Here is a 25,959-nt window from a genome sequence, read left to right on the forward strand (position 1 = left end):
TCCCCAGTCCCCAGTCCCCAGTCCCCAGTCCCCAGTCCCCAGTCCCCAGTCCCTATTTATTGAATCAAAATTATTGCCTCTTGAACTTTGGCAGCAAGTGCTTTTTGTAATCCTTGTCCTACTTTCTCAATTAGTTTGTCAAAAGCTTCTTGATTTGCTATCAATTGTTCTTGCAGCACCTTTTCTAACTCAGGCTTGATTTGCTTGCACATATCATCAATTTTCTGATCGCTCAAAAAACTAGAACGCATCCAACTGGGAATATCTACATTTGTCTTAATTGCTTCTTGCACACTCTTGCGATTTAGTTCCATTCCTGCTGCCATCACTGAAGCCCCATAAACTAATGCGATCGGCCAAGTTAAGTGTCCAGTTAATATGAGAGTGATGATACTAGCAACTGTGCCTCCGCCAATTAAGACATTGATAATAAACGCTACGGTATCAGCAAGGATAGCATCTCCAATTCTTAACTCTGGGTTCACAAAATCAGGGTCGATACTATCTTCAAACCTTAAACTACTTCTAGGTATCTGAAACTTGCGGCAGATTGGATCTGTTTGCGTGGCTAAGTCTGGTTGGATTTTATTGTTAAACCAAATGATGCATTGATTGTTAATTATCTGCTGAGCAATATCGCCTTGCAGCCACTGTTCTGCTCGATTCTTCATCGATACTTCTAAATCGGCTAAAGTCCTAATTCGGTTTTTTTGCCAGTCTTTTATCCCTGGTCTGACTGCGTTTTCAATTAAACTATCTGCTAGTGGTTTAGTTAACGATTCAATTAACTCTGGAATATGTCTTTCAATTAACTCTTTGAGCAAGTTTTGATCAAATAGTTTGTTGACTTCTTGTTTAAAAGCAGCGGCACGCAAATCCCATCGTCCTACTCGCGCTAAACCCAAGGCAATGCATCGTTCCGGTTCGGGGTCGGGACGCAGCAGCGTTTCTGGTTCGCTAAAGATTTCTTGACAAATTTGGTGCGTAAACTTCATCCGAGATGCACCGCCAGTCATTAGCACCAGTTTCGGTACAATGCCAAGTTTATCTAAATGTTCTTTTGCCTCGCTGAGTGCCAAGCGAAACGATCGCATCCAACTATTTTGCCCCAATTGCGGCAGAGGTTGGTTTAAAATTTCACTCATCAACAATTTGTTGACTTGGGGAATAAAATAGATCTGTTCGTTAATCGACTCGAACCCACGCGCAAAGGTTTGAGGATCGTTGTATAGCTGTTCATTAGAAAAGTAATCTTCTTTGGTTTTGCGACAAGCAAGTTCACAACGAGCTTGGTGATGCGGATATTCAGCAAATACTTTTTCTAGCAAAGATGCTTGTGCGTGCTTGGCGAGAGTCTGCTCAAAAAGAGCTTGATCAATCAAAGATGCTCCCAAAGTATTATTACCAAAATCGATGGGAACCTCTTCTAAGCTTTTCACCAAAGTAAAATCTGTGGTCGAAGAACCAATATCGACAATTAGCACTGATGAAATCAGCTTTTTATACTCCAACTTCCCGGCTTCCTTGGCTTGCATAAAAGCAGCACGGGATTCGGGTACAACATTTAATTGAGGAATCCCAGCTTCTTGAAGTAATTTTTGATACTCATTTCGTTCGCTAACTGACCATCCCGAAGGGCAACCAACATAAAAGTAGCTAGTTTCTCCGCCTTCTATTTGTTTACTTTCTTTTAAAAGACGGTAGTAGGTGGTAATAAAAGTGGTAATTGTCTCTCGATACTTGGGATCATTATTTGGTTTTTGTTTAAAAGAGATTGTCAGCTGGGTAACATCGGCTTGAATTAATGCTTGCTCTCCGACAAGATAACCCAGTTGAGGATGCCAACCAAGAGCTGTGATTTGATTCTTCTTATGATTAATTTCCAGCATTTGGGGAGGTTCAATGCTTTCTACTATCGCTTTGGCTACAGCTGTTTCACCGTGTCCCAAATCAAAACCGATTGTTTCTAGAATTTCCATACTCTTATTATTATGACTCTCTAACCTCGGAATATTTTGGTTCAATGACTCGACCGCGCCTCAGCAAGCGATCGCCTTTGAGCAAAGCCGGAGTGATGGTTATATAATCTTTGGTGGATGAATCGATACTTGGCTCAAAGTCAAAATATGCGCGATCGCTAAGAGCATCTTGTGGTTGATAGTTTTGAGCGCGAATTCCCTGAGACATTAAAATTTGTGGCAGCAGTTTCGCTAGTTCGCTCACCATTTGCGGTTTATCCAAAAATGATGCACCTATTAGCCTTTGTAGGAAATTTAATAACTCTGGCAGTTCTTCCATCCCCCGGTCATCTTCCTGTTTATTGCCTTCTGTAAATCTCGCAACTGCTAAGTCGATGGTGTTGAGAGCATCGGCAAGGTTGTCTAAAAGGATTCTGCTATCAACCCGCAAGACAGATTGAGCTAACTCTAGTTGCTCAACAGACATTGAATTGCTTTTATCGAGTTGCAGCAAAGCTTCCAACCCCAATAGCACAGAAGCTAACAAGACACCCATCCAAGCACCAGGGGTAGTTTCAGTTAAATAGAACAACCAACTTAAAATTCCTATATATATAAGTGCCTTGAGCAGTTTTAGGATGAGCCGATTGGGAGAATTTGTTACTAGGCTAGTAATTTGTTTTTGCTCTGTGGGAGCGACTTTTTGCAAGTTAGCCGCAGTGAGAGTGGCGATTGATTGTCGCAATGTATCCAAGAAAAAAGCAGCCAAACGTACTTGAGTGACATTTAGCTCACTAATGTAAATTCTTTCAAAATTATCGAGTCGATTTTGAACCAGCTTAACTATTTGCTCAACGCTGGTTGTATGATCAATCTCTATCTGGAGTTGGTTACGTTCCTCGCTAAAAAGTGTACTAATTGATTTCATTTACTTCCAAAATACAAGGGTACGTTAACGCAGTGTAACGCACCCTTGTAAGTCTCAAATAAAAATTCAATTGTAAAATTAGAAATTCTAAAACCAACCTTGTTTATTAGCAAAGTAGGTATCAACAAATTCTTCATGAGACTTATTGAGGTAGATCATGCCTTCAATTAAACCTACTAATTGCATAATTATCAGGCTAAATCCATAAGTAAAAGTACCTCCAATGACAGAAATCGCTAGCATGATAAAGCCTTCTGGAGCGTACCCCAAAATAAACTTATGAACTCCAAAACCTCCAAAGATAATGCCACAGTAGCCAGCCAAAAGTTGTTTAGTGGAATGACTAGGATTGAGGTTTGCCATATAAGTGCTGCTCCTTAATTAGGAAGGTATAAAATTAAAGTATGTATTGTTATGAAAACAAGCAGATATATCGTCAGAATGAATATATATTTACTTGATTCTCAGTAGAAGCATGTCCCAAAATCATTCACCAAAGTTTCACAACAAGGTTGGCAGCATGAGACGGAAAAGGTCGCCTAACATTGCTTGTAACCCTCATGTTGCTGGATGAATGTTGGTATTTTTAATTACAAATACTGCTAGAGCTATTTTGCAGATTTTTAAGTAAATATTTCTTTTGGGAAGCATCAACTTAACAATCAGCAATAATTGCTACGCCGTACTAATTTATCCAAATTCATCAGTATTATTTCCGGACTGTTTTGGGTTAGTAGCAATAATCAGGACAGACTACATAAGTCATGTAGACGTGCAATAGAAATATTCCATATATCTAGTAACCTCTTCTTGTATCAAGTTCGGCTAATCACTTATTATTAAAAATTCTCCGCGTCACTGCGTCACCGCGTCCCCGTGTCATTCCTAATGATAAGTCTTTAAGCGAACCTAATATTAGTTGCGATCGCCACTTGCATGAGCGCAAACAGAATTTGCAATGCCAATAAATACAGCCGTCATCACTTCAGGCGTGATTCACATCTCAATGATTCACCTCAAATCACAATCAGTGCTTAGTTAAATAATTTGCAATTTATCTAACAACATTACTGATACCAATTAGAGAATAGAAGGCGACAGACACACAATCAAACCCTTGTGACATCCAGCTTTCTTAATTGCGAATTGGTATGAGATTGCTTTTGCCTCAAGCATATTTGGCTTTAAGCTAGCATTCATGCTTATGACTAACTATAACTAGTAAATATTTATTACCTATGCAGATAAAATCAGATATTTCTATTTTAGTCAACCGTAGCTAAAAGTGTCAATTGCTACTGCTACCTAAGATGAATAGACTGAGGAGCGTGCCACTATTCCAGAGGCTATGAAGCAGCATCGGAGCAAGAAGGTTACGCGATCGCGTGTAAACTATACCCAAGATTATGCCTAGCGCAGTCAGGGGTAGAATTTCCGATAAGCTGAGGTGAGCGATCGCAAATAACAAGCTACTGATCATAATTGATCCCCAGACGGGGAAGTAACGAGTTAAAGAAGGTAACAGAAAACCGCGAAACAAAATTTCTTCAAAAATCGGTGCGGCGATGGCGGCGGTAAAGAAAAATATGCCAAGTGCTATGCCATCTTGACTTTCTAGCGCCAGTTGCAGTAGGCGATTACTACCGCCTTGTCCTTGCCATAGTTGTTGATTAATCAGTGACACTACTACAACTATCGGTAAAGCCGCGCAATAACCACCCAACCCCCACAAAAACCAGTTATCCCGAAAACGGAAGCGAAACCAGAATTCCGGGAGTGGGAGGTAGCGCTTGATAGAGTAATACATTACCAGCAATGCAGCGGATGCGATCGCCACATAAGGCACAAAAACACCATAGAAAGCCTGGAGACGGACATTGACAATGGGACGCGCGATCGGCAGCGACGAGAAAATCAAAGATAAAATCGGGGGGAGAAAAAGTTGCCCCATTAATACAAACCCCAGGACGAAAACTTGCAAAATTGTTTCCACATCCCAAGGCGTTGACCAAGGTACATCAGCATTTTGAGCCAATAAGGCAGCTTTTCCCTTCATCAAGCGTTGACCAATCAAATAAATTATCAGTCCCAAACCGATAAAAGCCGATAAGGTTGGGATAATACCAATAATTGCTAATTTGATCACAGCTTGATCTGCCGCTGCAACCGCTGCGGCTTCAACTGTTAATAAAGCTTCTTGACGTTGTTGGAGTTGGTATAACTGTTCCAAAGCAGTAGAGCGAAACCAACCATCGAGATTATTTTGAATTAACTGTTGGGCATTTGGCAAAAGACGCGGGGGATCACTCCACAGTCCGCTCAGCGCTGCGGCTGTTTCCCCAAATTCGGGATTGATATCTGAGCGTTGTTGCAAGTTTTGCCAAGTTTTAAGGGCTGTATCTGTTTGCCCTTGTTCTGCTTGGAGAATGCCTAAGCGCAAGTTCAATTCGCCCAGGAATTTTTGCAGTTGGTTAAGAGACTGCTGCAACTGTTGCTGTTGTGTGGAGCGAGAAGTATCAGTAATAGGAGGAGTTTCTGGTACAGGTTTAGGGGATGTGGGAGTGGTAACTGGTTGAGAACTCAGTTGTAATAGTTGATTTTTAGACTTGTCTAAATTAGTTTGAACCGATTCCCGTACTTTTTCATATTGGTTAGTAGCATTTTCCAGAGGCTTTTCACCAAGTACTGCTGCTCGAATTCCTTGTGAATCCTCATCCTTGCTGTTTTCTGATTGCCAATAGGTAGCTTGCAGACCAAGATTGGTTTGGTATAATTCTAGACGACTTTGGAACTGTGGCTCCTGCAAACTGCTGAATAGAGACAGACCAGTAGACGCGATCGCTACCACCGTCATTACAATCAAAAGTAACCGCTTCAATGTCATCTATCCCCCTTTGACTCACCAGTCGAGAGCGCGTCCCCCTTGGGAATTATCGCAAGAAATAGCAAGAAGTGGACAGATATTATTTGCAAGGGAACTCTTAACAGGGAAGAATAATATCGTGTTCGTCTAAAGATTTGCCCGGATCAACCGTGTTAAAGAATTAGCAACCTCGTATAATGCTAAGTCTGGGGCGTGCATCTCAATTGCTTGAGTAATCCAGGTGTGAAACTGCTGTCGGACAATTTCATGGCGAGGATCGCGGTTAACCAGCACAACAAGTAAGCTGGCATCTACAATCACCGTCATTGACAAAACTCACTTCGTTGTTCTAACTCTTCACGACTGCTACGCGCAAGCTCTACTGCATCAACTAGCGGTAAACGACTGACGAGTTCATCTAATTGAACTAGTGCGTCGAGGGCTGCTTGATGTTTGAAGTCCGGAATTTGAGCAATGCTGTTTTTAAGCAGTTGAGATGCAAAAACATCAGGTGAAAGGTTGCGTTTTTGTGCCTCGGCTAATAAGATAGAACCCTCTTTCGGGGAAAGTTGAATTGTTATGGGCAGAAAGTCTTTCATAATAGGGGCTAGAGATTAGGGACTATGGGCTAAAGAAAAGGGATTTTTATGCCTGATTTATTACATGGAAGTTTAGCTAGCAGTTAGTAGTTTAGTTGAAATGTGACTGTTATGGAGAAGCGATCGCTATTACAAATTCTCAAAGCCTAACTAAACTCTTTTTGTCACTATCAATTATCAATTTTATCCTTTGCAGTTTCCAAGATTGTTGGAGCTGCATGGTAGTGTAAATCATAAAACAGTGTGAGCAAATGATCCATGACGGCTGCTGTCTTGCTAGAAAACGTCCACAAGTTTTACAACAACATACCTGTAGTTAATGACCTTTCATTCACAATTGAAACAGGAGAGATATTTGCTCTACTTGGCCCCAATGGTGCAGGTAAATCAACCACAATTCGGATGCTAACTACACTCACAAAACCATCCCAAGGGCGGATACAAGTTAACGGTTATGATGTGGTGAGCCAAGCAACACTAGCAAAGCAGAGTATCGGCGTAGTCTTACAGCAAATCAGTGTAGATCAAGATTTAACTGTCTGGGAGAATATGGAGCTGCATGGCAGACTACACCACATTACCAACCCACAGCGACAGCAACTAATTAATCAATGGCTAGAGTATGTCGAGCTAGCAGATAGACGCGATGATTTGGTAAGAATCCTGTCTGGGGGTATGAAGCGACGGTTACAAATAGCGAGAGCTTTATTACATCAACCGCAAATTTTGTTTTTCGATGAACCGACGGTAGGATTAGACCCCCAGACTAGGCGACGCCTTTGGGAAATTATTCGGGATTTAAATAAGCAAGGGATGACAATGCTACTAACGACCCATTATATGGATGAGGTCGAATTTTTGTGTGATGCTTTTGGCTCTACTCAGCCCGGACGCATCGGTATTATGGATAGCGGTAAGCTAATTTCTTTGGGGACACTCAAACAGTTACATTCTGCTCACGGTGAAGGCTTGGTGATGAAGCAATTAAGTGTGTCTGAAGCAAGAGGTGATAGCGCACATCGCTGGGAATATATGTTTTTCCCTTCTCTGGAAGAAGCGAACATCTACTTAAATCAACAGCCCGATAAAACCGGAATGATGGTACGTCCCTCTAACCTAGAAGATATTTTCGTGGAATTGACGGGACGCCAGTTAGATTAATTTCATTTACCTTAAGCCTCTGAGCATGGTTTCTACCCTATCCACGCCATCTGAGTCATTACGTCGTCTGTATAAGTCACGGGCTTTTTGCAGTACGCTACTTGCTTGCTTAATTTGTCGTCTTTGTTTATACATAGAACCCATCAACTCGTAAGTTTGAGGATTATTCTTATCTAAGCTGAGTGCTTGCTCATATGCCCAGCCAGCTGCCACATAATCTCCCATGCGCGATTGGGTTACGGCTAATCCTAAATAGGCGTTGACATTATTGCGGTTGAGCTGGATGGCACGCCGATAAGCTTCTTTCGCTCCACGAGTGTCTCCCAAATTTGCTTTGATGTAACCAACAGCATAGTAAAAATCACCATTTTGGGGTGCGATCGCAATCGCACGACGATAAGCTGTTAATGCTGCTTGGTAATTTCCTTGCTGAGCTTGTAAGTAGCCAATCCCAGAATGAATTTTCGCATTTTTTGGATTGATATTTGCTGCTTGTTGATAAACAGCGATCGCTCCATTATAATCACCAGCATCTACTAATCTCCGTCCTTCCTCTAGTAGTTGCTTTAATTCTGAGTTTTTGGCTTGCACCGTCAATACCTCAGCCTGAGCGATCGTAGGTATTGTTACTGCAAAACACCCTAATAAAATAACACTAAATGCAAATAATCTCGGTTTGTACACAGTAAAATTCCTGAAATTTTAGCAATCTTTTTTCTTGTATATTAAAACAAAATTATATAACTTTGAAAACTGTATTTATTCGCATTTATAAATGTTAATAATATATTTGCTTCCTGCCTGTAGCTAACACTATATTTTCAGAGTTTTTACTGAACCATAAAATGTGTAGTATTGATAATTAACTATATCTTACAAACATACTCAAGTTTTTACTAAGGTGTTCTCAAAAAGACTGCTGAGTTAGTCAGAAGTTATACTGATGACTGGCAAAGTCAGACAAGCAAATCATTTAATCCTCAATTCTTTAGACATAACACGATACGATCAATCTATATGCTGTTTATGAGGCTAACTGATGATTTTAACTACCACCGATGTGATTCAAGGAGCTGTGATTGAATCCTATTTAGGCATTGTGACAGCAGAAGTCGTTTACGGCAGCAACTTCTTACGGGATTTTTTAGCTGGTATTCGAGATATTGTGGGAGGTCGTACCGGCAGCTATGAACGTCTATTTGAGCAAGGTCAACGCAAAGCGCTAGAAGAATTGGAACAACGAGCGCAACGTTTAGGAGCAAATGCCGTGATCGGAATTGAAATTGATACAGGTACAATCAATATCGATCAGTCAGGAGTTTTATTATTGATTACTGCAACAGGAACTGCTGTAAAGATGCGCTAGCTTTTTTGCTCAGGAGCCAATACTTTATTTACAATATTTTAATTGTGGTGACAGAGTTTGTATTGTTTCTAATTTAGCTACGCATTTTAAATAATAGTTGAAATATTTAATATAGCAATCCTAAATCATTCGTGAGAAATTTAGAAATCAGTGGGCGATTTCTAATCGCCTGGGATGAATAAAATTTGACTATGTGTTTTCTCACAATTCAATTCTATAGTTATGTTGAATTTTAGAGAATGTTTGTAAAGTCTAAATTAATACTAGCCCCGGCGATGAGAAATCGCGACTATACAGACAAAACCCACCTCCGTGGGTTTCAAGAACTCGATTTTCCGTGTTTTCCAAAGGAGGTTGACTTCGCTTGTGTAGTAGCGAATTATATTCGCCCAAAACTTTTAAAATATCCTCTTAATAATTTATCTAGAGCAAATACAAGAAATCTGAGGTTATTTAGTACATATACTCAAAAGATGAAAATTTAAACTTATTAAATTTTATTAATTTGTTCAGACTAAAGAGATAGCTGATAAGTCTTTCTGCTGATAGATATTAAAATCCACAATTAGGAATTTAATTCTATATATAAGCATGATTATACCTGAGTAAAAGCTTTGCTTAAAAAAGTAGTAGAGAGGATAAACTATGTCATACGTAAATAGAGTGGGTGATGATGTTGTTTCCACAGAGCCTGCGGTAGTAGGTCGAGTAGCTGATTATCACGATCGCGTTCGCTGGGGCCCTATAATTTCCGGTTTATTAATTGCTTTAGCTACTCAATTAATCTTAAGCGCATTGTTTGCGGCGATTGGAGCTGATACTATTGCTCGTTCGGGCGCACCAAGAACAAATGCGTCTGATGTTGCCGGCAATGTCGGAATTTGGTCAACTATTGGTTTATTAATATCGTTATTTACTGGTGGGTGGTTTACAGCTCGTGCTTGTGGCCCAATGAACCGCAACACAGCTTTACTCAACGGTGCAATTCTGTGGGCAACCACTTTAGCAGTTAGCTCTTGGCTATTAGCAACTGGTGTCACAGGTGCATTTGGCATAGCTGCTTCTAATGCTGGGGAAGTAATTAACCAAGTGCAACAACAAGGCACAGTGAATGTTCCGCAAGCAAACGTCAGCGCTCAGCAGGCTCGTGAAGTTGCAAATACAACTGCTAGAGGATTATGGTGGTTCGTATTTGGTTCTCTGCTAGGTTTAATTGCATCACTCATTGGAGCCGTTGCTGGAACTCGTACTCCCAGAACTACTAATACTTACAATCCATAGAATTTGTTTGAGAAAGTCACTCAATATCATTATTTTTAAAAGCACCTATTTTCAGGTGCTTTTATATTAGACCTCTTGCAAAAGTCGGATACTCGCCAGAAAATTTATTTTCTGGCTGATAACTCAAGTCGGTTTCAACCGACTAATAACAGTATTTTTAGTCCGTTTCAACGGACTTTTGCTATTAGGCAGAGACTTGAGTCTCTGACGGTTCAAGTATTTTTGCAAGAAGTCTATTATTTATAACTTATGCATTGACAGCAGATGTGACGATGTATTTTCCTAAAAATCACGTCTGTTATATTGAATTAACATTGACGTTTATAGTTGCCAATTAATTCTGCTTTTGCCAAAACATGACCATTAATCTCTGATAAGATTTGTTTTTTACTAGCACCTGCTGTTAAACCCAACTTTTGATCTATAGCGTAAAGAGTGAAAAAGTAGCGATGGTTGCCATTAGGTGGACAGGGGCCGCCATAACCAAAATTGCCAAAATCATTTTTTCCTTGTAATCCACCATTAGGTAGAGTTTTTGTAGGTATAATTCGGTTCTTGGCAACTTTTGGTGATCTAGGTTGGGGAAAGGCAGAGGGCAGAAGGCAGAAGTCAGAAGTCAGAAAGATATAATCGAGATACTTCAAACTTCACTCCTTCAAACATTTGAGGTATAAGCCTCAACAAGTTCTATGTCGGTGCTAACTCACCTATTACCAGATTCAAGCAATCTGAGACTTGAGAATTGCCAACTTGACAAGATAAAAACTCAGATAAATTTGATTGTTTCCGCAATCAGTAGAGTAGTTAACTGTCCAGTTTGTAACCAACTAACTCAAAAAATTCATAGTCGCTATGAACGCTTATTAGCAGACTTACCCTGGGCTGATTACAGCATTACCTTACAGTTACGGGTAAGGAAGTTTTTTTGCATCAATAGTTTGTGTAAACGACGCATTTTTACAGAAAGGCTGACCAATGTAACCGCACCTTGGGCTAGAAAAACTCTACGTTTAGCTCAACGACTGAGTGTGATTGGTTTAGCTAATGGTGGTGCAGCAGGGGAAAGACTCTTACAGCAATGGGGGATAAAAGTTTCTCGCAACACACTGTTAAATTTAGTCCGCTCAATCCCACTGCCACCAATCGTAACGCCACATACTCTTGGGGTAGACGACTTTTGCTTTCGTAAATGTAAAACTTACGGCACAGCACTAATTGCTCTAGAACGTAGTAGACCAATTGCTCTACTAAAAGATGCTAAGGCTGAAACCTTGACAGAATGGTTAAAAGCCCACCCTGGTGTCAAAGTCGTCTCACGAGATCGGTCAAAAACTTATGAAAGTGGTATTCGTCAAGGCGCACCAGAAGCCATTCAAGTTGCAGACCGTTTTCACTTATTGCAGAACTTATCTCAAACGCTCTATCAAGTCTTGAGCAAGTTTGGAGACTGCGGTCTATTGGCTTATCAGGGCTAGCAATCGCTCAAGAGCTGGGAGTTTCTAAAACTACCGTATTCAATTACTTGCGTAGCTCAACTTTTACCGAACGTCGTGAAGCTAAAAACAGCTCTGTTTCTTTGTTGCGCTCCTTTGCTGTTAGTTTAGAGTCTGACTACGATGCTGTGAAAACAGGTGTAACTATGTCAGTCAGCAATGGCCCCGTTGAAGGACATATTAATCGACTGAAAATGTTAAAGCGGCAGATGTATGGTCGCGCCAAAATAGATTTACTGGAGCGACGGTTTTTGTTGGCTATTTAAGGAGAAAATCTTGACAATTTACACTTGATTATATGAGTTATCAAGAAAGGCAGAGGGCAGAAGGCAGGAGGCAGAAGGAATACTGTTTTCTGCACTCTGCCACGACCGGAGGGAGTAAGGGTTTAAGACCCCCACTGAAACGAAGTTCAGTGGCCCCAATTAAGGAGGGGTCTGAATCCCCTTCTTAATTGTCCCTTCTGCCCTCTGCCTCCTGCCTTCTGCCTTCTTCAAAGAAATCAGTTTATCTGGCAAAGAGCGGTTCAACTTGCTATCAATTGTTATAAATTTACCCGCCTATTTCCTCAGTCAGAATTGTATGGTTTAACCAGCCAAATCCGACGTTCTTCTGTATCTGTAGCATCTAATATAGCAGAAGGCTATGGTAGGCGGTCAAAGCCAGAATACATACAGTTTTTACATATTGCATTAGGCTCCTTGAGAGAACTAGATACGCAATTAATCATTGCGAAAGAAGTAGACTTAGCCGAGAAAAATCTTTTCACACCCCTATTAAATGAAGTTGAGGAAATGCAAAGTATATTAGTTGCAAGTTTAAACAAACTTAAAGCTTGAACTTACTACTTATTCCTTTCTTTCTTCTGCCTTCTGCCCTCTGCCTTCTGCCTTTCCCCACCCAAGATCACCAAAAGTTGCCAAGAACCTATAATTCGTTCTGTTAATTGGCGAACTGTAGCAGGGATATCGTAAACAACCCAATGAACAAATGTTCTACCGGGTGCATCAGGATCATCAACTATTAATACTAGACTTTCTGTTCCTATTGGAGCTTGATCCCACAAAAGAGGCGGAGAGATATCTTCACCATCACAAGTGTACCGAGCAGGAATTATGTCATTAGCTTCAAAGGCACTACTTTCTAATTTCATAGTTTCCCCATTTATATATCTTCATAATTAAGGGTTTTTTTTAAAGTTTTTTACTTGATATCTATACTTTAGTTTTAAATAAAACTACGGAAGAATATACAGCAAGTTCATAATTTTTATTTTTTGGAAGTATATACTCAGAGAACAAAATAAAAATACCAAAAAATACTTAAACTAGATGTTAGAACCTCAAGTTACCGTTGTAGTAGTTCCACGGGAGCGCTTTAGTTATACATATAAATCACTTGAAGGTATTTACGCGCATACTGATATATCATTTAAATTGATTTATATAGATGGAAATTCGCCTCAAAAAATTAAATATTATCTAGAAGCACAAGCCCAAAAAAAAGGATTTCGTTTAATTCGTACAGAAAATTATTTATCTCCTAATCAAGCACGTAATTTAGCATTACCTTATATTGATACAAAATACGTTGTTTTTATTGATAATGATGTCCAAGTTACGCCAGGCTGGTTGAATAAGCTTGTTGAGTGCGCTGAAGAAACAGATGCATGGGTTGTAGGGCCACTATATTTGGATGGCAAATTAGAAAACCAAAATATTCATATGGCAGGTGGCTACTGTAAATTTAAAAATCAACATGGCAAACTAGATTTATATGAGCAGCGGCGATATGCTAAAAAGTTCTTACCAACAGTGAAATCTCAATTGTTACGAGAGCCAACTAAATTAATAGAATTTCATTGCGTTTTAGTACGTACTGCTATCTTTAAAAAGATAGGCTATTTTGATGAAAAATTAATGAGCATGGCTGAAGAATCCGATTTTTGCCTATCAGTAAATGCAGCAGATGGAACTATTTACTTTGAGCCAGATAGTATAGTTGTTTACGTACTACCAGTGCCGTTAGCATGGTACGATTTGCCCTATTTTTTATTACGTTGGAGTGATGCTTGGAATCAAGCTTCTTTGAGCTACTTTCAACAAAAATGGGGTTTAGCAAAAGACGCTAAATTTATGACTATTGGCTACAACTGGGCAAATCGCCATCGCCTAGTTCCTTTGCAACCCATACAAAATTTCATGTTGAGTTTGTTACCTTGGCGAGTTCAATCCCAAACTTATCTCAATTTTCGAGGATTTTTCGAGAGGATAGTGACTCGATTATTTGTCAAGGATCAACATCAGAAAATTTAAATGGGAATTGGGGAATGGACGCGGGGATGCGGAGAAAATTTCCCCCTCATCCCCTTAGTCCCTTTGACGGCTTCACCACTTCAGATATGAAGCTTCAATTCCTTGTTCGCGTCTAAGCTTGCTATCTTTTTCAAACCAGGCGATTACCTGTTGTGTTGTTAAATCTTCAATGGCAACGCTGTACTCTTGAGCGATATGCTGCAAAAGCTTGAGGGATGAAATTGTTAATCTTGTTAAAAACTTTTCTGGGGAAGATAACAAAGCAGCGTCTACTTTTGCTGACTCTTCTAAGGTTAAAAATTGTGTTGAAGATTGCTGTGGTGGGATGTCCATGAATGGGGAGTAGGGAATGGGGAGTGGGGAGTGGGGAAGAAGTAGGTATTTTTATACCACTCAAAAAATAAACTTAATTTATTAAACTATTGTTTGCGAGCTTGTACGAGGTAGCCACAACGATGTTCGCCGTTAATAATCCAATGGGTACGCTCTACGGTACAATCTGGTAGAACAGCGGCAAACATTTCTAATTCATGACCACAGATGCTGGGGAAGGATTCGGCAACGTTGGAAATCGCGCAGTTATGCTCGGTTAAAATGAAGCGATCGCTTAACTTATCCCCAAAGTTCTCCCTGTCTACAGAGTGACACTCTGCCATAAAACCCTCGGCTTGTCTGAATCTGACTAAGTTGGCTACACGTTCTGCTAGTGAACCATTACCCAAGCGATCGCGGTATTCTTGAGCTTTGCGTTCCCACTGTTTTTGTAAAATCGATTTTACTTGCTCGTGTCCTACTGTTTCCGCTAAAGTATCCAGCAGCGAAACGGCAAATTCACCGTAGCCATCGCCAAAGCGATCGCTCGCTGTTTTTTGTAGGCGATCGCGTCCCTGACGACTCAGCTGGTAAACATGCTGCGGACGCCCCATCCCAGCTTGCTCTGATATTGAATACAAGACTAACCCTTCCGCCTCCAAATCCTTGAGATGGCGGCGAATCGCTTGGGGACTGACATCTAAAACGGCTGCTAGCTCAAAAGCCTTTGCTTGTGAGTGTTTCAAGAGATATTCTAAAATATCTTGTTTGGTTGAGGACTGGTGGGTAGTCGTCATCTTCTGGTGCAGACGCTGCGCGAACGTCACAAAAATTTTTTTTGAAAATCTGACTTTGACAACATTGTTGTTGTTAATTTAGCGTAAAATGAAGATACATTAAACAACATAGTTGTTGTTTTATTCTCTATCCTTATTCTAACAGCCGTGTTACCAAACGGTTTCACAAAATGGGAATCGGCTAAATTCCAGCCCGTCTCCCATCCCTAAAGAGATTAAATTGCCGAACACAAGAGACTATTGCCGATGAGTGCCACTGTTAAAACCCTAGTCAACCAACCCTACAAGTACGGCTTTATCACCGAGATTGAAGCCGATACTATTCCGCGTGGGCTAAACGAGGACGTTATTCGCTTGATTTCCGCGAAGAAGAACGAGCCGGAGTTCATGCTAGATTTTCGTCTCAAAGCCTATCGCCAGTGGCAAAAGATGACAGAACCAACGTGGCCTAGCGTCAAGTATCCTCCAATTAATTATCAGGATATCATTTATTACTCAGCGCCAAAACTCAAGAAAGAAAAACTCAATAGTTTAGAGGAAGTTGATCCTACCCTCTTAGAAACCTTTGAAAAGCTGGGTATTCCCCTGTCTGAGCAGAAAAGACTAGCCAACGTTGCTGTAGATGCGATTTTCGATAGTGTTTCTGTCGCCACTACTTTTAAAGAAAAATTAGCAAAAGATGGTGTAATCTTTTGCTCAATTTCCGAAGCCCTCCGAGAACATCCAGAATTAGTCCAAAAATACTTGGGTAGCGTCGTTCCTGTAGCAGACAACTACTTTGCTGCCCTCAATGCTGCTGTCTTCAGTGATGGCTCTTTCGTTTACATTCCCAAAGGCGTTAAATGCCCGATGGAACTGTCTACTTATTTCCGAATCAACTCTGGTGATACCGGACAATTTGAGCGGACTTTGATTGTTGCTGAAGAAGGCAGCTATGTTTCCTACTTGGAAGGTTGCACCGCACCGATGTATGACAGCAACCAACTCCACGCCGCAGTTGTAGAACTTGTTGCCCTCGATAACGCCGAAATTAAATATTCAACTGTCCAAAACTGGTACGCTGGTGATGCCAACGGCAAAGGCGGTATCTATAACTTCGTTACCAAGCGCGGTTTGTGTCAAGGCGTAAACTCTAAGATTTCCTGGACTCAAGTCGAAACTGGTTCAGCGATTACTTGGAAGTATCCTAGCTGTGTGTTGGTTGGTGATAACTCAGTGGGTGAGTTTTATTCGGTGGCACTGACAAATAACATGCAGCAAGCCGATACTGGCACCAAGATGATTCATGTCGGGAAAAACACCCGCAGTACAATTATTTCCAAGGGAATCTCGGCAGGTAACTCTAGTAATAGTTACCGGGGTTTAGTGAAAATGAACCCGAAAGCCCAAGGAGCGCGTAACTATTCTCAGTGTGACTCCATGCTGATTGGGGATAATGCCCATGCAAATACTTTCCCCTACATCCAAGTGCAAAATAACACTGCGAAGGTAGAGCATGAAGCTTCTACTTCCAAGATTGGGGAAGATCAGCTGTTTTTCTTCGCTCAACGAGGCATTTCGGCAGAAGATGCGATTTCAATGATGATTAGCGGCTTTTGCAAAGATGTGTTCAATCAATTGCCGATGGAATTTGCTGTAGAAGCTGATAAGCTCTTAAGCCTGAAGTTAGAAGGTAGTGTTGGGTAGTTGCTTGTAGTCAGCACTTTAGTGCAGTCATCAAGGCGCTAAAGCGCCAACTACAAACTAGAACAGAGAGAGAACATGATTATTGAAAATAGCGAAATTGTGCTGTCGGTGAAAAATCTGACGGCTGAAGTTGATGGTACGCCGATTCTCAAGGGTGTAAATTTAGAAGTCCGCTCCGGTGAAATTCACGCGATTATGGGGCCGAATGGTTCTGGTAAGAGTACTTTTTCTAAGGTACTGGCAGGACACCCCGCGTATGAGGTGACTGGCGGTGAGGTAATTTTCCAAGGACAAAATTTATTGGAATTGGAAGCAGAGGAACGTGCAAGATCTGGGGTGTTTTTAGCGTTCCAATATCCTTTAGAAATTCCTGGTGTCAGCAATTTAGATTTCTTGCGTGTGGCGTATAATTCTCGTCGCAAGGCGCAAGGCTTAGAGGAAGTCGATGCTTTTGATTTTGACGATTTAATTGAGGAAAAGCTGGAAGTGGTGAAGATGAATCCCGCTTTCCTCAATCGCAGCTTGAATGAAGGGTTTTCTGGTGGTGAGAAGAAGCGCAATGAAATTCTGCAAATGGCGCTACTAGAACCCAAGTTAGCAATTTTGGATGAAACTGATTCCGGCTTAGATATAGATGCTTTAAAGATTGTGGCTAATGGGGTAAACCAGTTGACAAGCCCGGAAAACGCCACGATTATGATTACTCACTATCAACGGTTACTTAATTATATTGTGCCGGATTTTGTACATGTCATGGCAAATGGGCGAATTCTCACCAGTGGTGGTAAAGAACTGGCGCTAGAGTTGGAATCTCGCGGTTATGACTGGGTGCTGGCAGATTTTGCGGCTGAGGTGGGTGTGTAATGACAAGTCAAGTTTCTCCTAGCCCTATTCCTAACTCTGATTTGTTGGAGCGAGATGCTTATTTAACTGGGTTGTTAAATCAGGTAACTGCGTCTAAGACACAGGGGTGGTTGCAAGAATTACGCGATCGCGCTACTAATTGGGTACGTCATGCGACTATTCCCACCACCCGCGAGGAGGAATGGCGATTCACTGATTTGTCATCTCTGCGACAAATAGAATTTTCCCATCATGTAGAGACGTGCCATGGCGCGTCTGTGCAACCTGATATTTTGCCAGAGGCGAACAATAGCCGTTTGGTGTTTGTCAATGGGATTTATGCTCCTGAGTTATCAGCAGTTGCTGATTTACCATCTGGGGTAGCCGTCAGTAATTTAACGGATTTATCTATAGCGCAGCAAGAGGGTGTAAGCCAGTATTTAGCTCAAACTGAGGGGGCGCAAGAGGTTTTTACTGCTCTCAATACCGCTGGTATAGGTGATGTAGCGGTGGTATGGGTGGCAAAGAATGTGGTGGTGGAAGTACCAATTCATGTAATATTTATTACGGTTATTGGTGAGAAGCCGATAATTTCGCAACCGCGTTGTTTGGTGGTGGCCGAAAGTGGTTCGCAGGTGAGTTTGATTGAAGAGTATACGAACCGCCAAGACGCCAAGCAAGAGGAAGTTTATCTCACCAATGCGGTTACAGAGGTTTGGATTGCTGATAATGCCCAGGTGAGTCACACTAGGGTGGAGCGAGAGAGTTTAGCGGCTTTTCATGTTGGGAAGACGGCGATCGCTCAAGGTCGTGATAGTCGCTATATTTGTAATGCGATAACTTTGGGTGCGAAACTGTCACGGCATAATTTGGAGATTTGCCAAACTGGTGAGCAAACAGATACTGTTCTCAATGGTTTGACGCTGATTTCTGGTAATCAGGTGGCGGATACTCACAGTGCCTTGGCTCTGAATTATCCCCATGGGACGAGTAAGCAGTTACATAAGTGTATTGTCGGCGATCGCGCTCATGCTGTGTTCAATGGTAAGATTTTTGTGCCGAAGCTCGCACAGCTAACAGATGCAGCCCAGTTGAACCGCAATTTGCTGCTGTCACCCAAAGCCAGGGTTGATACTAAGCCCCAGTTGGAAATCACAGCGGATAATGTCAAGTGCGCTCACGGGGCTACTGTTAGCCAGTTGGAAGATGATGAAATATTCTACCTGCAAAGCCGAGGCATTGATGAAAACGATGCTCGCAAATTGTTAATTAATGCTTTCGCTAGCGAAATTATTGCCCAAATCCCTGTTGATTCTCTAAGAGACACTCTCTTAAACACAGTCACCAGTCTTAAGTCATTCTCTAATGACTAATAACTAATTACCAATGATTTTTACCCACACAAAAACTCTTGCTGACACAGTTCGCGCTGATTTCCCGATATTGCATCAGGAAATCAATGGTAGACCCCTGGTTTATCTTGATAATGCTGCGACATCACAAAAACCTCTGCTCGTATTAAATACTTTGCGGGATTATTACGAGCATTACAATGCTAATGTGCATCGGGGTGCCCACAGTCTCAGCGCTAAAGCTACCGATGCTTATGAAGCAGCAAGAGATAAAGTTGCTCAATTTATCAATGCTAAATCCCGTCAGGAAATCGTCTACACCCGCAATGCTAGCGAGGCGATTAACTTAGTAGCCTATAGCTGGGGAATGAATAATTTACAGCAGGGTGATGAGATTATTCTGTCGGTGATGGAACACCACAGTAATATTGTTCCCTGGCAATTTGTAGCCCAAAAAACGGGTGCTGTCTTAAAGTTTGTTGAACTAACACCAGAAGAAAGCTTTGATTTGGAACAGTTTAAAAAGCTGATTTCTGACAAAACTAAATTGGTGTCAGTCGTGCATATTTCTAATGCATTGGGTTGTATGAATCCAGTGCAAGAAATAGCTGCAATTGCTCACAGATGCGGTGCGAAATTCTTAGTCGATGCTTGTCAAAGTGTGCCTCATTTTCCGATCGATGTACAACAAATAGATTGTGATTGGTTGGTAGCTTCCGGTCACAAAATGTGCGCTCCTACTGGCATTGGATTTTTATATGGGAAGCTAGAAATCCTCGAATCAATGCCACCATTTTTAGGTGGTGGTGAGATGATTTCCGAAGTATTTTTAGACCATTCTACCTATGCCGAATTACCGCATAAATTTGAAGCCGGCACACCTGCAATTGCCGAGGCGATCGCTTTAGGTGCAGCGGTAGATTATCTTACTAACATAGGCATGGACAAAATTCATGCTTATGAAGCAGAATTGACAGCTTATTTGTTCCAACAACTAAAGCAAATTCCCCAAATTAGAATTTACGGGCCTCAACCTAATTCTCAAGGGGAAGGTAGAGCCGCACTGGCTACATTTACCGTCGCCGAAGTCCACGCTAACGACTTATCAACATTATTAGATCAAGAAGGCGTTGCGATTCGTTCTGGACATCATTGCACTCACCCATTACACCGCTATTTAGGTCTTCCCGCAACCGCACGGGCAAGTCTCTCTTTCTATAACACCCGCGAGGAAATTGATGTTTTCATCAAAGCATTGCGGGAAACTCTTGACTTTTTTGCTAGTTTCTCCTAATGGGGAGTAGCGAGTAGGGAGTGGGGAGTAGGGAAGAAATATTTTCATTCCCTTGTTGTGAACTATACTCTTGGAATCTCTTGTAAAAACCTGAATTTTTTTGTTTCGCGCATAGAGCCACAGGGTAGGTGCGAAACAAAAAAATATTTACCAAGAGGTCTAATATATTTTTCATATCCATTCCCCACTCCCTACTCCCCACTCCCCATCAATTAAGACTTTGGTGCAACCAGGGTAAACACTGTAATCTCTGGACGCGCACCAAATCGCACATGAAACGCTGTCATCCCTAAACCTCGGTTAGTGTATAGGGTCATATTTCCTACTTGATAGCGTCCTGAATAATATTTTCTCCCCTGACGCGGGAGAAACAGCGGTTTTAACAAGGGTAAGCGCACTTGTCCAGCGTGGGAATGTCCAGATAGTTGCAAATCAAATCGGTCTGTAGCCGCACTGGTATCTGCAAAGTCTGGTTCGTGTGCTAGTAAAATTGCTGCGCCTTCATTGGGTAATTGATTGAGTACTAAATCCAAACGGGGATGACCGTATAAAATATCATCTACACCAGCAATATGCAGCATCGCACTGCCCCGGTGGAGTGTGTGAACACTATTGTTACCAAGGTAAACTATACCGCTTTGGGCGATCGCATCGATAATTTTCTCGATCGGGTTCTGGTAGTCATGATTACCCACTATTGCCACCGTCTGATCTTTGGGAGTGAACTTATCTAACGAAGGTTTCAGCGACGGGATAGAACCTGGTGAATAACGAGTGACAAAATCTCCTGTAATTGCTATTAAATCTGGTTTTTGTTGATTGACTAAGTTAATAATTCGTTTGAAACGCCCTTGAGTCATCCAGTTATCTAGATGAATATCGCTGATTTGCACAATTCGATACCCGTCAAATTCCTGAGACAGACGCGGTAAAGTTAGTTGTAAAGAATTGATCTCTATCCAATTCGGTTCAATTAGTTTGGCGTATAGTAATACACTAAATCCTAATAAAAAACAAAATCCTAAACTTAGAAAAGATCTGCTAGCTTTTCTGAGCCAATTACGACTTCTCAAGGCACAATCTCCATCAGCGTCACTACTAGATTGTCTGTCCCCATGTTGTTTGGATTTGGTTAATAAAACTGAGACTTAAAGTGGCTAGAATGTAGAGATGTGATATACTACCTCTTCTATTTACCCTGATTTTATGGGATTGCCAATTGTTGCTATTATCGGACGCCCAAATGTGGGCAAATCTACCCTGGTTAATCGTCTCGCCGGGGAACAAACGGCGATTGTCCATGATGAACCGGGTGTAACTCGCGATCGCACTTACATGCCTGCTTACTGGGGCGATCGCGAATTTTTAGTGGTAGACACTGGTGGTTTAGTCTTTAACGATGATACCGAATTTTTACCGCTGATTCGTCAACAGGCAATGATGGCGTTGACAGAAGCAAGTGCCGCGATTTTCGTCGTTAATGGTCAAACTGGCCCCACACCAGCTGATCAAGAAATCGCCGCTTGGTTACGCCAACAACCTGTACCTGTACTACTGGCTGTTAACAAATGCGAATCCCCAGAATTAGGTTTAATTCAAGCTGCCGAATTTTGGGAGTTGGGTTTAGGAGAACCATACCCGCTCTCAGCAATTCATGGCAACGGTACAGGAGAGCTACTAGACGAATTAATTAATCACATCCCTACTGTAGAACAGCCCCCAGAAAATAATGAGATTAAAGTAGCAATTGTGGGGCGTCCTAATGTCGGTAAATCGAGTTTATTAAATGCCTTTGTGGGATCAGAACGGGCAATTGTCAGCCCGATTTCTGGTACAACTCGTGATGCTATTGATACTGTCATCGAACGAGATGGACAAACCTATCGCTTGATTGATACGGCAGGCATTCGCAAAAAGAAAAATGTCGAATATGGCACAGAATTCTTTAGCATTAACCGCGCTTTCAAAGCAATTCGCCGCGCCGATGTAGTTCTGATGGTGCTAGACGCCATAGATGGAGCCACCGAACAAGACCAAAAATTAGCTGGACGAATTATTGAAGAAGGTCGTGCTTGCATCATCGTTGTCAATAAGTGGGATGCGGTGGAAAAAGACTCTTACACCATCTATGACTACGAAAAAACTCTGCAAGGGCGGCTACATTTTACCGAATGGGCAGATACTATTTTTGTCAGTGCTTTGACAGGACAGCGGGTGGAAAAGATTTTAGAGTTGGCGAGTTCAGCAGCTCAAGAACACAAGCGCCGTGTTAGCACAGCAGTGATTAACGAAGTCTTAGAAGACGCTGTTAGTTGGCATACGCCACCGGCGACACGTGGCGGGCGTCAAGGCAAAATTTATTATGGTACACAAGTCAGTACTCAACCGCCAACGATCGCTTTATTCGTCAACGAAGCCAAACGCTTTAATGACAACTACCGTCGCTACATAGAACGGCAATTTAGACAACAACTAGGATTTAAAGGCACTCCCATTCGTTTATTATGGCGGAGCAAAAAAGTCCGTGATGTCGAAAGCAGTAGCGCCAATCGTGCTACCCGCGTATAACTAAATAATTACTAATTCGTAATTCGTAATTCGTAGTTAGTAATGACGCGACGCTCCTGCGTCGCTAACGCTTCGCTATCGAGGACTCGCTCTAAGCGAAGCTATGCCGCAGGCTTTACGCTACGAAGCGCGTAATTCGTAGTTAATGGTACAAGCCCCTTAGCTAATTGATGGAAATAAAAAATAGTCTGCTTTTTTTAAGTCCTCGGATGAATGCGGGGGGTAATAGTTATGAATTATTTTGACTAATGACAAAACATGGATTTATTGCGATCGCTTCCACTTGGACTTTATTTAGAACAACCCCAAACTTGGCTACATAAAATTGACCCACGAGTCAAGTTTGCTTGGTTGATGAGCTTTTTGACAAGCTATAGTTTCGCCAACAATTATTGGCGTGTGCTGTTGGTAATACTGTTAATTGTTGCTACCTTAATTGCTCGGATTCCCCTACGGGTATGGCGTCAGCAGATGGGTTGGTTATTATTACTCTCGTTTTTTGTCTTAGCGATCGCAGCCATCACACCCGATGCATTAGGTGTAGATTATCAGCCACGCCTACCAGCTAACGAACAAATCATCACCCAGCCGGCAACTACCAAAACTAACAATGTTGTTCCCAAGCTAGCAGGTGACAACAAAAAATACAGCTATGTGCTATTTCATCAAGGCCCAGTTAGAGTTACTCGCCGCTCTTTAGATTTGGCAATTAGCATCAGTACAATAATATTTACCTTGATTTACAGTACCAACTTATATCTGCTGACAACCGCGCCAGAAGAAATCACATCAGGTATAGAAAGCTTAATGCAACCCTTGCGACGCTTGAAGTTACCTGTCACAGAAATTGCTTTAACTTTAACTTTATCTTTGCGATTTATTCCTTTAGTCTTAGAAGAAGTTCAGAATTTAGTTCGTTCTGTGATGACAAGGGCGATTAATTGGAAAAAGTTAGGATTTAAAGGAGCAATCAAAGTTTGGATGATCGTTGCAGAAAGACTTTTAGAAAATTTGCTTTTACGTGCAGATCAAATGGCTAATGCCATGATGGTGAGGGGTTTTACCAGTCCCAATCAACATCGAGTGCAATGGCATGACTTACGCTTAAAAGCCCGTGATTGGCTAGCGATCGCGCTTTTAATCTTATTTTGGGGAGTACGGCTAGCTGTAGGTACTGAAGCTTAACACGATTTGAGATTTTGGATAGTGCGATCAAAATCTCCTGCATTAATTACGAATTACGAATTACGAATTACTTTATGACCAATGCTTGGTATTGGCGATCGCTCCCTTTAGAAAATCGTACAGGTTCTGAAGTCTTCAATACTCTGTTTCGCTCTACTGCTGTACCAGGAATTGCTACCCTACTAGAAAGTCCCTATCCCACGCCAACCGACCATCCCCAACTCAGCCGTTATTCTATTTGTGCAGGTGCGCCCCGCACAATTGACGGTATTGTGCAAATGTGGACACCACCACTAGGACAAGTCCTCCCCTTCCTAGAAAATCTACTACAAAACAGCCAACAAATAATTTCTCCCTCATCCCCCTCATCCCCCTCATCCCCCCCTCCCCCCCTCCCCTTCATCGGTGGTTGGCTAGGATGGTTAGGCTATGACATAGCTTATGAAATTGAACAGCTACCTCGTGAAAAAATTGATCCCCTACCATTTCCTGTAGCTTTTTGGTATGAACCAGATTGTTTTGCAATTTTGGATCATGGGCAGCAACTTCTTTGGCTAGCCGCCAGTGATGTAGGGGGGTTGGATGAGTTGCAGAAGAAATTGGTGGAAGGACACGGGGAGGGGGGGACACAGGGACGCGGTGAGTTGAATACTGTAAGAGGATTTTCCGGTTCAGATAACTGGCGTTTCCATAATGGGGACACAAAGAACAACTTCCCCGCGTTCCCCTACGGGTTCGCAGTCGCCTGCAAAGGGAAACCCGGACACAGCGCTGTCTCACCGCGTCCTCGCGTCCCCGTGTCTTCCCCGTCGCCTCATTTGTGTATATCTCAGGCAGATTATGAATCAGCTGTCAATCAGGCAAAAAAATATATTCAAGCCGGAGATATCTTTCAGGCAAATCTCTCATTGCGATTTCAGGCATCTACAGCAGCTTCTGGGTGGGAGATTTACCAAACTTTGCAAAAAATCAATCCTTCTCCTTTTGCTTGTTATTGGCAGACGCCTTGGGGAGAAGTAATTAGCTGTTCACCCGAACGATTGGTGATGTTAGAAAATCGCCAAGCCCAAACTAGACCAATTGCCGGCACGCGATCGCGTGGTGCCACCCCGGAACAAGATCAGCAACTGGCACAAGATTTGCTCAGCAATACTAAAGAACGTGCTGAACACATCATGCTAGTAGATTTAGAACGCAATGATTTAGGGCGAGTTTGTGAATGGGGAAGCGTCAGAGTTGATGAATTGCTGTCAATTGAACGCTACAGTCATGTAATGCACCTAGTCAGCAACATCCAAGGCACTTTAAGAAGCGATCGCACACCCATCGATTTGATTCGTGCCACATTTCCTGGTGGCACAATTACAGGGTGTCCCAAAGTTCGTTGCATGGAAATCATCGAACAACTAGAACCACTACGGCGCAGCTTATTTTACGGTTCCTGCGGCTATTTAGATTGGCGAGGCAACCTAGACCTCAATATTCTAATTCGTACCCTACTCTTAACCCCCTCATCTCAAATCGAAGACAACACGGGGACACAGGGACAGGGAGACACAGAGGACTTCTGCGCGTCTTCCCCATCTTTCCCCTTCCACACCGTATGGGGACAAGTAGGAGCCGGAATCGTTGCCGATAGCGATCCAGAGAGAGAATGGTATGAATCTCTGCACAAAGCTCAAGCACAACTGGTGGCATTGAAAATGTTAGATAATCAGTAGTCTGGGCTTCGACTTCGCTCAGCCCACGGGAATGGGGAATAGGGAATAGGGAATAGGGAATGGGGAATAGGGAATAGGGAATGGGGAATAGGGAATAGGGAATAGGGAATAGTCATTTGTCGTCATTGATTATTCTCCGCGTCCCCGCGTCTTCCCACTCCCCACTCCCCACTCCCCACTCCCCACTCCCCACTCCCCACTCCCCACTCCCCACTCCCCACTCCCCACTCCCCACTC

General features: G+C 42.1%; 24 protein-coding genes and 2 pseudogenes. 14 read left to right on the plus strand and 12 right to left on the minus strand.

From position 1 onward, the window contains the following. Positions 1–56: 56 nt before the first annotated feature. The 6 genes from AC5JMF_RS16335 to AC5JMF_RS16360 form a co-directional block, all read right to left on the minus strand. Positions 57–1,979: an Hsp70 family protein gene (locus AC5JMF_RS16335; protein WP_495796782.1), complete on the minus strand. Its 1,923-nt coding sequence runs from the start codon at positions 1,977–1,979 to the stop codon at positions 57–59. 10 nt (positions 1,980–1,989) lie between these two features. Beyond that, positions 1,990–2,886 (minus strand): hypothetical protein, encoded by an 897-nt coding sequence (locus AC5JMF_RS16340; protein ID WP_495796783.1) that lies wholly within the window; start codon positions 2,884–2,886, stop codon positions 1,990–1,992. Between the two features lie 87 nt (positions 2,887–2,973). Next, positions 2,974–3,249: a TM2 domain-containing protein gene (locus AC5JMF_RS16345; RefSeq protein ID WP_495796784.1), complete on the minus strand. Its 276-nt coding sequence runs from the start codon at positions 3,247–3,249 to the stop codon at positions 2,974–2,976. A 925-nt stretch (positions 3,250–4,174) separates the two neighbouring features. Further along, positions 4,175–5,770 carry a CPBP family intramembrane glutamic endopeptidase gene (locus AC5JMF_RS16350; protein ID WP_495796785.1) on the minus strand — a complete coding sequence of 532 codons (1,596 nt, stop codon included), beginning with the start codon at positions 5,768–5,770 and terminating at the stop codon, positions 4,175–4,177. Positions 5,771–5,896: 126 nt separating this feature from the next. Further along, positions 5,897–6,076, minus strand: coding sequence for a hypothetical protein (locus tag AC5JMF_RS16355; RefSeq protein WP_495796786.1), 180 nt, complete (start codon positions 6,074–6,076; stop codon positions 5,897–5,899). After that, positions 6,073–6,348 (minus strand): hypothetical protein, encoded by a 276-nt coding sequence (locus AC5JMF_RS16360; RefSeq protein ID WP_495796787.1) that lies wholly within the window; start codon positions 6,346–6,348, stop codon positions 6,073–6,075. The genes AC5JMF_RS16355 and AC5JMF_RS16360 overlap by 4 nt, the downstream gene beginning before the upstream one ends. Positions 6,349–6,606: 258 nt before the next feature. Here AC5JMF_RS16360 and AC5JMF_RS16365 point away from each other — a divergent pair, with 258 nt between their 5' ends. Continuing rightward, a complete protein-coding gene (locus tag AC5JMF_RS16365; protein WP_495796788.1) occupies positions 6,607–7,509 on the plus strand; it encodes an ABC transporter ATP-binding protein in 903 nt (300 codons plus the stop codon). A gap of 6 nt (positions 7,510–7,515) precedes the next feature. On the opposite strand, the gene AC5JMF_RS16370 is transcribed toward AC5JMF_RS16365, so the two are convergent. After that, positions 7,516–8,193 (minus strand): tetratricopeptide repeat protein, encoded by a 678-nt coding sequence (locus tag AC5JMF_RS16370; protein WP_495796789.1) that lies wholly within the window; start codon positions 8,191–8,193, stop codon positions 7,516–7,518. 355 nt (positions 8,194–8,548) lie between these two features. On the opposite strand from AC5JMF_RS16370, the gene AC5JMF_RS16375 reads away from it, so the two are divergent. The 3 genes from AC5JMF_RS16375 to AC5JMF_RS16385 all read left to right on the plus strand — a co-directional run bounded on the left by AC5JMF_RS16375 (position 8,549) and on the right by AC5JMF_RS16385 (position 10,402). Then, positions 8,549–8,875, plus strand: coding sequence for a YbjQ family protein (locus tag AC5JMF_RS16375; protein ID WP_495796790.1), 327 nt, complete (start codon positions 8,549–8,551; stop codon positions 8,873–8,875). A gap of 645 nt (positions 8,876–9,520) precedes the next feature. Beyond that, the gene (locus AC5JMF_RS16380; RefSeq protein WP_495796791.1) at positions 9,521–10,156 is read left to right on the plus strand and encodes a hypothetical protein; all 636 of its coding nucleotides are present in this window, start codon (positions 9,521–9,523) and stop codon (positions 10,154–10,156) included. 75 nt (positions 10,157–10,231) lie between these two features. Continuing rightward, on the plus strand, positions 10,232–10,402 hold the full coding sequence (locus AC5JMF_RS16385) for a hypothetical protein (protein ID WP_495796792.1): 171 nt from the start codon (positions 10,232–10,234) through the stop codon (positions 10,400–10,402). A gap of 62 nt (positions 10,403–10,464) precedes the next feature. Here the strand turns inward: AC5JMF_RS16385 and AC5JMF_RS16390 are convergent. Further along, positions 10,465–10,698 (minus strand): annotated as a pseudogene (locus tag AC5JMF_RS16390) (YbhB/YbcL family Raf kinase inhibitor-like protein); the annotation flags it as partial. A 147-nt stretch (positions 10,699–10,845) separates the two neighbouring features. Between AC5JMF_RS16390 and AC5JMF_RS16395 the strand changes: the two are divergent. Together AC5JMF_RS16395 and AC5JMF_RS16400 are read left to right on the plus strand one after the other, a co-directional pair. Beyond that, positions 10,846–11,915 (plus strand): annotated as a pseudogene (locus AC5JMF_RS16395) (ISL3 family transposase). A gap of 204 nt (positions 11,916–12,119) precedes the next feature. Further along, a complete protein-coding gene (locus AC5JMF_RS16400; RefSeq protein ID WP_495796804.1) occupies positions 12,120–12,488 on the plus strand; it encodes a four helix bundle protein in 369 nt (122 codons plus the stop codon). 5 nt (positions 12,489–12,493) lie between these two features. On the opposite strand, the gene AC5JMF_RS16405 is transcribed toward AC5JMF_RS16400, so the two are convergent. Further along, a complete protein-coding gene (locus AC5JMF_RS16405; protein WP_495796793.1) occupies positions 12,494–12,802 on the minus strand; it encodes a YbhB/YbcL family Raf kinase inhibitor-like protein in 309 nt (102 codons plus the stop codon). 178 nt (positions 12,803–12,980) lie between these two features. Between AC5JMF_RS16405 and AC5JMF_RS16410 the strand changes: the two genes are divergently transcribed. Continuing rightward, positions 12,981–13,964, plus strand: a complete 984-nt coding sequence (locus AC5JMF_RS16410; protein ID WP_495796794.1) for a glycosyltransferase family 2 protein — start codon at positions 12,981–12,983, stop codon at positions 13,962–13,964. A gap of 72 nt (positions 13,965–14,036) precedes the next feature. On the opposite strand, the gene AC5JMF_RS16415 is transcribed toward AC5JMF_RS16410, so the two are convergent. Both AC5JMF_RS16415 and sufR read right to left on the minus strand, forming a co-directional pair. Further along, the gene (locus AC5JMF_RS16415; protein WP_495796795.1) at positions 14,037–14,297 is read right to left on the minus strand and encodes an NDH complex assembly factor CRR9; all 261 of its coding nucleotides are present in this window, start codon (positions 14,295–14,297) and stop codon (positions 14,037–14,039) included. Positions 14,298–14,383: 86 nt separating this feature from the next. Next, on the minus strand, positions 14,384–15,073 hold the full coding sequence (gene sufR / locus AC5JMF_RS16420) for an iron-sulfur cluster biosynthesis transcriptional regulator SufR (RefSeq protein ID WP_495796805.1): 690 nt from the start codon (positions 15,071–15,073) through the stop codon (positions 14,384–14,386). Between the two features lie 246 nt (positions 15,074–15,319). Between sufR and sufB the strand changes: the two genes are divergently transcribed. The 4 genes from sufB (at position 15,320) to AC5JMF_RS16440 (ending at position 20,248) form a co-directional block, all read left to right on the plus strand. Beyond that, complete coding sequence (gene sufB, locus AC5JMF_RS16425) at positions 15,320–16,759, plus strand: Fe-S cluster assembly protein SufB (protein WP_495796796.1); 1,440 nt, start codon at positions 15,320–15,322, stop codon at positions 16,757–16,759. A 75-nt stretch (positions 16,760–16,834) separates the two neighbouring features. After that, positions 16,835–17,623, plus strand: coding sequence for a Fe-S cluster assembly ATPase SufC (gene sufC / locus AC5JMF_RS16430; protein WP_495796797.1), 789 nt, complete (start codon positions 16,835–16,837; stop codon positions 17,621–17,623). Continuing rightward, positions 17,623–18,975 (plus strand): Fe-S cluster assembly protein SufD, encoded by a 1,353-nt coding sequence (sufD, locus tag AC5JMF_RS16435; protein WP_495796798.1) that lies wholly within the window; start codon positions 17,623–17,625, stop codon positions 18,973–18,975. The genes sufC and sufD overlap by 1 nt, the downstream gene beginning before the upstream one ends. Positions 18,976–18,988: 13 nt before the next feature. Continuing rightward, entirely contained in the window at positions 18,989–20,248 is a 1,260-nt protein-coding gene (locus tag AC5JMF_RS16440; RefSeq protein WP_495796799.1) for a cysteine desulfurase, read from the plus strand. A 212-nt stretch (positions 20,249–20,460) separates the two neighbouring features. Here the strand turns inward: AC5JMF_RS16440 and AC5JMF_RS16445 are convergent, their stop codons facing one another. After that, complete coding sequence (locus AC5JMF_RS16445; protein WP_495796800.1) at positions 20,461–21,321, minus strand: metallophosphoesterase; 861 nt, start codon at positions 21,319–21,321, stop codon at positions 20,461–20,463. A gap of 133 nt (positions 21,322–21,454) precedes the next feature. Between AC5JMF_RS16445 and der the strand changes: the two genes are divergently transcribed. The 3 genes from der to AC5JMF_RS16460 all read left to right on the plus strand — a co-directional run bounded on the left by der (position 21,455) and on the right by AC5JMF_RS16460 (position 25,722). Next, a complete protein-coding gene (der, locus tag AC5JMF_RS16450; protein ID WP_495796801.1) occupies positions 21,455–22,816 on the plus strand; it encodes a ribosome biogenesis GTPase Der in 1,362 nt (453 codons plus the stop codon). Positions 22,817–23,074: 258 nt separating this feature from the next. Continuing rightward, complete coding sequence (locus tag AC5JMF_RS16455) at positions 23,075–24,001, plus strand: energy-coupling factor transporter transmembrane component T family protein (protein ID WP_495796802.1); 927 nt, start codon at positions 23,075–23,077, stop codon at positions 23,999–24,001. Positions 24,002–24,075: 74 nt separating this feature from the next. Then, the gene (locus AC5JMF_RS16460; RefSeq protein WP_495796803.1) at positions 24,076–25,722 is read left to right on the plus strand and encodes a chorismate-binding protein; all 1,647 of its coding nucleotides are present in this window, start codon (positions 24,076–24,078) and stop codon (positions 25,720–25,722) included. Positions 25,723–25,959: the final 237 nt, after the last annotated feature.

It is taken from the genome of Desmonostoc vinosum, from assembly GCF_059505385.1.